Genomic DNA, 11,304 nt, shown 5'->3' on the forward strand with positions numbered 1-11,304 from the left:
ACCGTTTTTGACTCATGATTCGGACACAACCTTTCGTTAGTTTAATATTAATGACTTAACCAAGTTGTGTCCATAAATCTATACTACATCTACATTTGATAATAAAGTAATTTTGTAAAAACCCTTACCTAGCGATCCATTTATTAATTTAAGTGCCAAAATATTTTTTTCCTTTAATAAATTTATAAAACCATCATAAGAATCGTTAAAATATAAGCCTTCAAATATTGGAATAAACTTTTTGTCTTCTATTTTATAATAATATTCAGGTAAGTAATTATTATATTTATTTAGTACATATTTAAGTGTAATTTTGTCATCTATTAACTTAGAAAACTTTCCATTTATGGGATGCAATTTATAGTATGCAAAGTCTTGTAAGTATTCATCTATGTTTTCTTCATTTAAGTTATATATAAGAGCATTTTTAGATAAAAAACCCTTTCTATAAGCCCAAATTTTGTTTCTTAAATCAATCCCTTTATTGTTTTTATAGTCATCCAGAACTTTGTCAATTAATATGGAGGAAATATATGATGAATATCCCTTTGATTGCAGAAGTTTTTTTATTAATTTTTTACTTATTTTATTGACCACTATTTTATGCTCTTCCTTTCAATACTTTTAATAGTATAGGATTAATTAATTTAAAGACTTGAACTAATTCTGGAACTTTAAATATTCTACTTAAAAAGAAATAAGTTATAACACCAATGATTACTTGCAAAACAACAATAAGAATCAACGGCAAGTCTACTAGATGACCAATATAATAAACTATAATCGCCATTAGGAACGAATTTATATAAGAGGGAAGAAGATCTTTTATTTGCTCTATCGTTCCGTATTCTATTTCTTTACCTGAGTAATAAGTATTAATTAACAAACTTAAATGATTAGTTATAATTGCGGTTACTATAAAACTAGCTACACCAAGATTAAGGAATATAGTAATTATTAGAGCAACTGTAGTCATTACTTTTTTTATTATTTCAAGCCTAAGGAATAAATCAGATCTTCCTTTAACCTTTAATATATTAAGGTTAATCGCATGCATAGGAAAAAGAATCGCTGCAACGCATAATAATTGGAAATATAATACAGCCGATTCCCATTTTTGTCCAAGAAGTAAAACTAATAAGGAATCAGCTATAGCGGCTATTCCTAACATTATGGGAAAAAAAACATACGCAGTCAGACGTATTACCTTTTTAAAACCATACTTTAACCTTTCTTCTTCTGATTGAATACTGCTTAATACGGGGTAAGTCACTCGTTGTATTGAACTAGTTACTCCTTTATTCAGAGCATCTCGAATTTGTCGAGCATTCGTATATAAGCCTAAATCTCGTTTCATATACATTCTTCCTATGATAACGTAATATATATTTTGGTAAATTGTATCAATAAGTCCTGAAATTAATAGTTTCCAACCGAATGAATAGAATTTTTTAAAAGATAGAACACTAAATTCCATTACTGGTTTCCATCTATTAACATAGTTTAACATTAATGATTCTACAGCTTTTTGTATAACTATTCTATATACAAGAGCCCATACACCGTATCCCGCTAAGGCTAATGTTATCGCAATAATTCCTGAAGAAATACTTGCTGTTATACTAACTTTCGTCTGAGTTTTAAAATCAACATTTCTTGTTAGAATAGTTCTTGGAACAATAGATATAGCTTGAAAAAAAACAACTAACCCTATAACTCGTAATATTCGAGTAATCTGCGATTCAGAATAAAACTGACTAACTAATGGTGCTATAAAATATATTAAAGTGTATATAAATATTGAGAATACTATATTGACGATGAAAGTAGTAGAATAGTCTATTCTTTCAACATTCTTCTCGCGTATTAAAGCTTGGCTAAAACCACTATCAACAACAGTTTGGGATAGAGCAACGAAGATCATAACCATACCTAAAAGTCCAAAGTGTTCTGGCAAAAGCAACCTAGCTAAAATAATCATTATTATAAACTGAATGCCTTGATTTGCCATAAGATCAACGAAGCTCCATATTAAACCATTCAAAGTCTTTTTCTGTAATTGTTTATTAGTTGACATTTATAAACCTACTTTTTGTACATTTAAAATTCACCGTAAATATTATGATCAGCCTATCCTTTAATGGCTTTCAATATATTAAACATATGTGGAAATTTTATTTTTAATAGATATTTCATTTTATCCATTCCAAATAATAGCGAATAATATTCTTTTATCATATCTTGATCATTATCCGAAGAAGCTATTCTATTAAGGATAGAATATGCTATCTTGCTTTTCCTTTTATGAATTGCTTTAGAATATTTATAACTTGCATATTCATCAAACTCATTGAACATTTCAATACTTTTTTTCCAATGATTTATAAACCTTTCATCATTTTTCATTCTATTAGTCCATGAACCTTCTATTCCTTGCCGATATACAGACATTTCTTTATCTAAATAGTATATATACCCTTTATAAGCAGCTAAAAGTCTTGTTGGCGTATCACCAGCAGGGTACTGGATATACCAATTAGGGAGATCAATTATCATATTTCTTCGAAATACAAAAGAAGAAGTATGTCCATACTCACCTCCTCCTAAAATCACCTCAGGAGCTCCTATGAATTTGTCTCCATCGTTCAATTTTATCTTATTCGACTCAACTTTATTTTCCAGCACTTTCAATACTCCAGTTGCATGAACACAAAGCATAATGTCATTGTTTTTTTCCATTACATCTACCTGCTTTTGTAATTTATACTCATTCGTCCAATAATCATCACCTTCACATAAAGCAATATATTTCCCATTTGCTCTTAAATAATTAAATGTAAGGTTTACCCTTATTCCTTGTGAATATTGATTTTCCTTTTGATATATCGGTTTAATAATATTTGGATACCTCTGTTCATAATCTTTTATTATAGCCTGAGTATTGTCTGTTGAAGCATCATCATGTATGAGTATTTCAAAAGGAAAGTCTGTTTTTTGCATTAAAAATCCTGTAAGAGCATCCTCAATATATTGTTCATGGTTATAAGTTGTAGAGCAAATACTAACTTTAAAGTCATCACTTTTTTGTTTCCACGAATTTATAATTTCTTCTTCCGTTCTTAAAGCTTTATTCAACTTTTTAATCTCCTTATTAACTAATAAATAATCTAATTTCCAGTTTTAAATTTCACTTTAAACTTCGCTATAGTCTTACACTTAGTTAAGTAAACAAAAATTAATAACCAAAATGCTTGGTTGTGCCATAAATAGGAAGAAAACATTAATCTAGGAACACTAATTATAAATAACATTAATATTAAAAGTTTAATCTCACTACTATTGTGCGACCATGGCTTAATAAGCAACCAAAAACAAAATATCAAAATTATTGTGAAGGGAATTACAAAAAGAATTCCTCCTTCTACCAAAAGCTGTAAAAATAAATTATGAGGATAAATTCCGTTATAAATGTTTGCATAACTACCTATTCCATGTCCCCATAATGGTGATTCTACAAATAATTGAAACGCATCCTCATATAATAAGTTTCGACTATTAAGTATTCCTATCCAACCTTCTCCCTCAATCATACTAAGTGTTTTAATTATAGTGGCGGATTCAAAGCCAATACCCTGTAGGGTTTTATTTATCCACGATAATATTGCTTTTAAATTAAATACTATAATAACTAAAGAAATAAGTGTTAAAATTAGAATACCTGAGGATATAAAATATTTGTATTTCATATTAGATTTATAAGTGATTTTTATATAAAGAACAAATAAAAGAAGGATAAAAGTTGCTAAAACTGCTCCGCGAGTTCCTTCAGTAATTAATAAATACAGCATGTATCCATTCGAAAAATAACTTATTATACTAATCTTACTTCTATAATTTTTCCTGATAAAGAAAAAATAAATTATCGTAGCCACAACACTAGGTAACATCGAGTATGATGCACCCATCTCTACCCTATCATACAGTGCATCGAGACTTATAAAATCTGCAAAACCAAATGGATTTATCAAAATAAGGTTTCCAATATGCATTGTGAAGATTATTATAGTAGTTGATGAAAATGGTAAAACTGTTAGCATAAATATAATTACACCAAAGGCTATAAATTCAATAAAATATTGACTAACATAAGAATTAGTACCTTGAATTAAAAAAGTAACAATAAATACAATGAATATAAAATATAAAAAGATGATTGATTGTTTACTTAAAGTATTAAATTTATAACCTAATATAATTGCAGTAAAGTATGAACCCAATAAAGATACTATAAAAATTATTGGCAATAAATTCTCATTTATAACTTCTAAAGAAGCAAAGATCTGCGTGATAAAATTAGATGTTAACAATATAGCAATCATTAAACTGTTTATTTTAGATAAAATATGATTTTGTATATCAAGAGTTTTTGCATTATACTTCTTCAATAATAACATCCTCTTACTCTCATTCTAATATAAATATTTAAATGTACATTTTAAAGTTAATTTATGCAATGTATTCAATTATCTTAATTATGGAAATCCTATCCAAAAGTATCAATCAAATGTTTATTTTTGACAAAATATGACGAATTATTTCTTTATTAAATTGAATTGGATAGACTTTAATTGTATTTAAATAATGCTTGAGTGCATTAATAAACTCTCTTCTCTTTATTAATGCGAACAATACCCCTCTATATCTTTTTGTATATATTTTTTTTTTAGCATTTTTCACTTTTTTCTCAAGCATAGTTATTGTTTCTTTATGATAGTCTAAATAAAAATCATATAGTTTTTTATTTTGTAGTGGTGGCAACTCGTTAGAGCGGTCACTGATATCAAAATTAACTAGTACGTCTGGGATTACACCAATCCCATATCCATGATTAAATAACCTTAATAAAAAAACAGCTTCTTGGTTTCGTATAAACTTCTCGTCCCATCCTCCAATTTCAATCGCTATATCTCTCCATATCATAATTGCATTTGTAAATATCTTCATTTCCCCTGATAATATCTCATATGATAAAATCCCTTCTTTTTGGGGCCTAGTATCTTTACCATCTCTATACCAACCGCAATAGACAGCTTTATATTGTGGATTCTGAAGCAAATAAGAAACTTGCAGTTCAAGCTTATTTTCAAGATACCAATCATCATCGTCTAAAAAACATAATAAATCCCCTGTACTGAATCTTATTCCAGTATTTCTTGCCGCTGCACCATTTTTGTTTTTATTATGTTTTATATATTTCACCTTATTATTGTCTTTATATTTTTCCATTAATTTATTTGTATTTTTTCTATATTCAGTAGAGGGATCATTATCATCTACTACTATTATTTCTATATTTTTATAAGTTTGCTTTAAAACAGTATTTATTGCCCTTTCTAACATATTTGCTCTTTTATATGTTGGTATGATAACACTTACTTTTGGCATTATATTAATTCACTCCTCCCTCGTATTTTTTTAGAAACATCCTCCTAGTTCTAAGCAATTTTTTCAATTTCGTAATTTAATTCAACTTTATAAAATAAACCTCTAATAAAACTAAAAGATAATAGTTTACTTTGCAAAAAGCGCTTTGGCTTTTTAATAATAAAAGTAAATATTAAAGAGAAACATTCAAGCAATACTATTAAGCTAATGAAGGCATTGCTTTCAAGGAAAAAATATACTATTAAAAATGTAAGAGAAATTAAATCAGTAAAGATTGGAATTAAGAACTCTTTCATTCTAAAAAAGTATTGAAATACATTCTTCTTGGAAAAACTATACTTAAAGCCTAAAGGTAAACCTAGAAACCTTTTATTAAATATATCTTTAACTTTTTTATAAAATTTAACTTCTCTTTTCTTATCATGATGAATAATCATTGGAATAGGAATTTGTAATACATGTAATCCTTCTTTTATAATTCTACTATGAAGTTCAGGTTCCTCATTTGAAAATAACTTTATGTCATATCCACCAATACGGTTTATCACATTTCTTTTAACAAGTAATGCTCCCCCAAAGTGATGCGCAATGCCAAACTGTTTTATTTTATAGACATTTGGTTGCTTATCTACTATTTCTAGATTCTCATTATAAATTATGTCATTACGAATTCCGATAATACCAGCCGCTAGATCATCATCTTCTATAGATCTTATAGCAGGATTTAACCAACCAGGATATAATTCCATATCAGCATCTAAGTATAGAATATAATCACCTGTTGACATAAGTGTACCAACATACCTTCCTAATGAAGCTGAATAAGAATTTGCTTTAATTCTATAAATTTTACAAGGATAATTTTTAGCGATTTCTAAAGTATTGTCAATTGAAGAAGAATCTACAATGATAATTTCCCATCCATTAAAATTAGATAATTCCTTTATTACTGAGTCTAAACATCTTTTAATCCCTAGTTCTTCATTTTTTGCTATTATAACTATAGATATGATTACTTTGTCTTCACCATCTTTTCTTTTTGAATTATTAATCATTTTTTACTCCCTCTATAAGTTTTAGATACCTAAAATAAGGTCTCCCTCATTAATTCTTTTAATCCTAAACTTAGTTCTATATCAATAATACTTATGCACACTACCCTTTTATCATTTATCTGTTTATTACTCGGTTTAATTCTGATATATAGGCATTAACCACAATTTCCCTATCAAACTCTTTTTCAACTTTTAATCTGCCAGCTAAACCCATAGATTTTTTTTCTTCATAGGATAAAGCAAGAAATTTTTCGATTTTTTTTATTAAATCATTGCTATTCTTTTGTTCAACAATATACCCATTTATGCCATCGTCTAGAATTTCCTTACATCCACTACGATTTGTCGTGATAATTGGTCGCCCACTTGCGGAGCTTTCTAAAAGTACATTGGACATTCCTTCAGGGTAGTAAGTTGGGTGTATTGTACAATGTGATATCTTATGAAACTCTCGAACATCGCTCTGCATTCCATGATAATGAATTATTCCATTATCATGTAATTCACGAAGTCTTGGCTCATAATCTTCTTCACAAAATCCTAAAACATGAAATTTTGTATTGGGATATTTCTTTCTAATATACTGAGCTGCTTGTAAGTATTGATCTATCCCTTTTTCCTTCATAATCCTTGATATAAATACAAATTCTATAGTTTTATCAGAGGGATAAGGAATTAACGAAAAAAATTGCGTATTTACCCCAGACCCAGGGATAATTCTTGAATTTTTAATTACAATCTTCTTGTTTTCAAAAAACTGTTTATTTTCCTTATTTTGGAAGAATATACAGCTAGCCTTCTTATACGCAAATCTATACATATGTACTAATAACTTTTGAATTAAACTTTCATTTTCAACGGCAGACCCAAGCCCAGTAACATTGGGAAAGAAAGGAATGTTTAAAAATCTACATACAATACCACCATATATATTTGGTTTTACCGTATAAGAAAAAACCGCATCCGGGTTAACTTTTTTTATAATTTTGTAATAATTAAGAAGTAATTTTAAATCGGTTATCGGATTCATTCCCCTCCTATCAAGAGGTAAATTTATGAACTCGCAACCCATTTTTTTTAATAATTCAACTTTTTCACCATAAGGTAGAACTACATAGACTTTAAAGTTCTCATCTATAAGCCTTTGTATAATCTCTTTACGGAAGTTGTAAGTATATGCATGATGGTTTGATAGTATTACTACTTTCTTCATCTTAATCCTCCGTCAACTTTATTGATTCCTCAAAACCAATAAAGTTATTAAATTGAACATTATGTCTAGATAAATTTTCTTCATAAACCAAGTTTCCGAATACTTTATTAAAAGTATTATTTCCCTTCATTAATTTCAATAAGGGATTAAATAACTTAGTTACCCAAATTTTCTTACCATGTGTCTTTGCAATCAACCCAACCATTTTACTTGTGTTCACATATTCATTGTTTTGTGGAAACAGTAAACCCCTACTCCCATTATCAATAACATACCTTATAAACTCGGATAGATTATCTATATAAATCATACTGCGCTTATTATCTATATCGGGAAAAATAGGTGTTTTTAGTGCAAGTTTTGACAGTCTAGTATAATTACCTTTACAACCTTTACCGTAAATCATAGGTGGGCGTAAAATTGCAACTTTAAAAATGTCATCTTCTAATGATGAAATCAATTGCTCTGCCTGAAGTTTAGATTTTCCATAATTACTTTTAGGCTTAAGAGAAGAGTCCTTTTCAACCACACCACTCTTAATCCCATAGACACTCATAGAACTAAGGAATATGAACTGCTTAACACCTTCAGCTTTTGACTTTTGAGCAACTTCATAAGTCAAATCTCGGTTCACTTTATAATAAAGGTATGCATTTTCTTTCGTTTCCTTTCTATGTGCAATCCCAGCTACATGAAGCACAACATCATAATCCGAAAAATCCTTCTCTTTCCACGAACCATCTCTTAAACTAATCAAATCAATTAAATATCTATCGGAATACTTTTCAAGCCATTTAACAAAGCTAGTACCCACATAACTATTCTTCCCTGTAACCAATATTTTTTTCATTTAGAAATGCTCTCCTTAGTACTTGCAACTTCATTTTCAGCTCCAGTACCACCTTCAACAACCCCATCACTCTTAACAACACTAACAATAGTCCCAAAGAAGCACTTAACATCCATCCAAAAACTAATTTTCCCAACATACTCTCCGTCTAACTTTGCCTTAACCTCAATTGGCAGTTCATCCCGACCATTAATTTGTGCCCAACCAGTTAGTCCGGGTGGCACATCATTTGCATTGTACTTATCACGTTCTTCAATCAAATCGTACTGATTCCACAATGCGGGACGGGGTCCAATAATACTCATCTGCCCAACAAAGATATTCCAAATTTGCGGTAACTCATCAAGTGATGTCTTTCTTAGGAACTTACCTATTTTAGTAATATATTGATCTGGATTTTCAAGTAAATGAGTTGGAGTGTCCTTAGGTGTATCTATTCTCATAGTACGGAACTTTAATATATTAAAATGTTTCTTGTTGATTCCAACACGCTTTTGTCTAAACAGAATTGGCCCCCTTGAATCAATCTTAATAGCAATAATTAGAATTAAAAAGATTGGTGATAATACAATGAGTCCTATTAAAGAAAAAATAATATCTATCAGTCTCTTTATCTTCAAATACATAGCTTATAGCACTCCTTTTTTTGAAAAGTCTATTAGTAAATTAGGACTTAATTGGAATTTACAAATCACCTATTCCCCACTAACTACTAATCCACTAAACCTAGATGATAAGGAGAACAGGTACTGCTCTCCTTATCATTAGTTATTTAACCAAAACCTTGGTTTCCTCAACTTTTTTAATTAAGTAGTTTAGCAATTCATCTTTTATTTCATTATTTTCTAAAGCTAAATCAATAGTGGTTTTTACGAATCCTAACTTCTCCCCAACATCATAACGCGTACCCTCAAAATCATACGCATACACCTCTTGAACCTCATTAAGCATTTGAATAGCATCTGTCAGTTGAATTTCTCCACCTGCCCCAATTTGTTGCTTATCAAGAAAGGTGAAGATTTCCGGGGTAAACACATAACGTCCCATGATCGCTAAATTGGAAGGAGAAGTTCCTTGTTCTGGTTTTTCAACAAAGTTGTTTACGCGATAACGTCGTCCCTCAATGGTACTAGGATCCACTATTCCATAACGGTGTGTTTCACTATCAGGAACTTGCTGCACACCAACAATAGAAGATTGTGTTTCTTCAAAATGATTAATCAACTGTTTTAAACCTGGTGTTTCTGCTCGAACAATATCATCACCTAATAATACGGCGAAAGGCTCATTACCAATAAACTTACGTGCAGTCCAAACGGCATGTCCTAACCCTTTAGGCTCCTTTTGACGAATATAGTGAATATCTACATTAGTAGCCTGATTTACCTTTTCAAGTAGGTCAAATTTCTCCTTTCTCATCAAATTATCTTCTAGCTCAAAATTATGATCGAAATGATCTTCTATCGCACGTTTGCCTTTCCCAGTTACGATAATAATATCTTCAATACCAGATTCGATTGCCTCTTCCACAATATACTCAATCGTTGGTCTATCCACAATTGGCAACATTTCCTTAGGCATTGCTTTTGTGGCTGGTAAAAATCTTGTCCCCAACCCTGCTGCTGGAATAATGGCTTTTTTTACGGTCTTCATTATAATACCCCCACTTTATTACGCTTTAGCTAATAGTTCTTCTCGTTCCTTATAAACAATCCCCATCAGTGCTTCCTTCAAACTAATACTATCAAATGTATCAAGTTTCTCAATCAAATCTATAATCATTTCCGACTCTACGGCCACAGTCCGACCAACATAAATCTTCTCATACACCTCACCGGGAAGAATCTCATCTTCATTCAAGATTTCCTCATACATCTTCTCTCCTGGACGAATACCTGCAAATTCAATTGGAATTTCTTCTTCGGTATAACCAGATAGCTTAATTAAGTTTCGTGCAAGATCAACAATTTTCACTGGTTCCCCCATATCAAGCACAAAGATTTCCCCACCTTTTGCAAGGGTTCCTGCCTGAATGACAAGTCGTGACGCCTCTGGGATAGTCATGAAGTAACGAGTCATATCGGGATGTGTAACCGTTACGGGACCACCATTTTCAATTTGTTTTTTAAATAACGGAATTACACTACCACGGCTTCCTAATACATTTCCGAATCGTACAGCAACAAACTTTGTCTTACTGTGTTTTGCCCTATCCTGTACAACCATTTCTGCAAGACGTTTCGTTGCCCCCATAACATTCGTTGGATTTACTGCTTTATCGGTTGAAACCATAACAAATGTTTGAACACCGAATGTATCTGCAGCATCTGCAACATTTTTCGTACCAATGACATTGTTTTTCACTGCCTCATGTGGATTATACTCCATTAATGGAACATGTTTATGGGCAGCGGCATGATAGATAATTCTTGGTTGGTGCTGCTCGACAATTTCATAAATTCGCTCTCGGTCTTGTACATCCCCAATAACTGGAACAATTTCAATCCCACTATCTTTATATTTATTTTTCAATTCCATATCTATGGAATAGATACTAAATTCTCCATGGCCAACTAAAAGAATTTTACTAGGTGTGAATTTCATTAACTGACGGCAAATCTCAGAACCAATCGAACCGCCAGCACCAGTAACCATCACCGTACTTCCAGTTACATATTCAGATATCGCATTAATATCAAGTTTTACTGGCTCACGTCCAAGTAGGTCTTCAACTTCCACGT

The 11,304-nt window shown here is 30.6% G+C and carries 11 protein-coding genes; all 11 read right to left on the minus strand.

Annotated features, from left to right (window positions below):
* Positions 1-78: 78 nt before the first annotated feature.
* Positions 79-597: a hypothetical protein gene (locus ACPYKA_RS06605; RefSeq protein WP_479541563.1), complete on the minus strand. Its 519-nt coding sequence runs from the start codon at positions 595-597 to the stop codon at positions 79-81.
* A 4-nt stretch (positions 598-601) separates the two neighbouring features.
* Positions 602-2,077 carry a lipopolysaccharide biosynthesis protein gene (locus ACPYKA_RS06610; protein WP_047184554.1) on the minus strand — a complete coding sequence of 492 codons (1,476 nt, stop codon included), beginning with the start codon at positions 2,075-2,077 and terminating at the stop codon, positions 602-604.
* Positions 2,078-2,130: 53 nt separating this feature from the next.
* Positions 2,131-3,135 carry a glycosyltransferase gene (locus tag ACPYKA_RS06615; RefSeq protein WP_084824033.1) on the minus strand — a complete coding sequence of 335 codons (1,005 nt, stop codon included), beginning with the start codon at positions 3,133-3,135 and terminating at the stop codon, positions 2,131-2,133.
* Between the two features lie 32 nt (positions 3,136-3,167).
* Complete coding sequence (locus ACPYKA_RS06620) at positions 3,168-4,445, minus strand: O-antigen ligase family protein (protein ID WP_479541564.1); 1,278 nt, start codon at positions 4,443-4,445, stop codon at positions 3,168-3,170.
* A 115-nt stretch (positions 4,446-4,560) separates the two neighbouring features.
* The gene (locus tag ACPYKA_RS06625; protein ID WP_052771668.1) at positions 4,561-5,445 is read right to left on the minus strand and encodes a glycosyltransferase family 2 protein; all 885 of its coding nucleotides are present in this window, start codon (positions 5,443-5,445) and stop codon (positions 4,561-4,563) included.
* Positions 5,446-5,495: 50 nt separating this feature from the next.
* Positions 5,496-6,500, minus strand: coding sequence for a glycosyltransferase family 2 protein (locus ACPYKA_RS06630; protein WP_047184552.1), 1,005 nt, complete (start codon positions 6,498-6,500; stop codon positions 5,496-5,498).
* Between the two features lie 115 nt (positions 6,501-6,615).
* Complete coding sequence (locus tag ACPYKA_RS06635; protein WP_047184551.1) at positions 6,616-7,713, minus strand: glycosyltransferase family 4 protein; 1,098 nt, start codon at positions 7,711-7,713, stop codon at positions 6,616-6,618.
* A gap of 1 nt (position 7,714) precedes the next feature.
* Complete coding sequence (locus ACPYKA_RS06640) at positions 7,715-8,563, minus strand: NAD-dependent epimerase/dehydratase family protein (protein WP_047184550.1); 849 nt, start codon at positions 8,561-8,563, stop codon at positions 7,715-7,717.
* The gene (locus ACPYKA_RS06645; protein WP_047184549.1) at positions 8,560-9,189 is read right to left on the minus strand and encodes a sugar transferase; all 630 of its coding nucleotides are present in this window, start codon (positions 9,187-9,189) and stop codon (positions 8,560-8,562) included. Before ACPYKA_RS06645 ends, ACPYKA_RS06640 begins: the two co-directional genes overlap by 4 nt.
* A 142-nt stretch (positions 9,190-9,331) precedes the next feature.
* Complete coding sequence (galU, locus tag ACPYKA_RS06650) at positions 9,332-10,216, minus strand: UTP--glucose-1-phosphate uridylyltransferase GalU (protein ID WP_047184548.1); 885 nt, start codon at positions 10,214-10,216, stop codon at positions 9,332-9,334.
* An 18-nt stretch (positions 10,217-10,234) separates the two neighbouring features.
* On the minus strand, positions 10,235-11,304 hold a 1,070-nt coding region (locus ACPYKA_RS06655), incomplete at its 5' end, for a UDP-N-acetylglucosamine 4,6-dehydratase family protein (protein WP_479541565.1).

It is taken from the genome of Pseudogracilibacillus amylolyticus (SeqCode) (genome assembly GCF_051918545.1).
In the GTDB taxonomy this organism is placed as follows: domain Bacteria; phylum Bacillota; class Bacilli; order Bacillales; family Amphibacillaceae; genus Pseudogracilibacillus.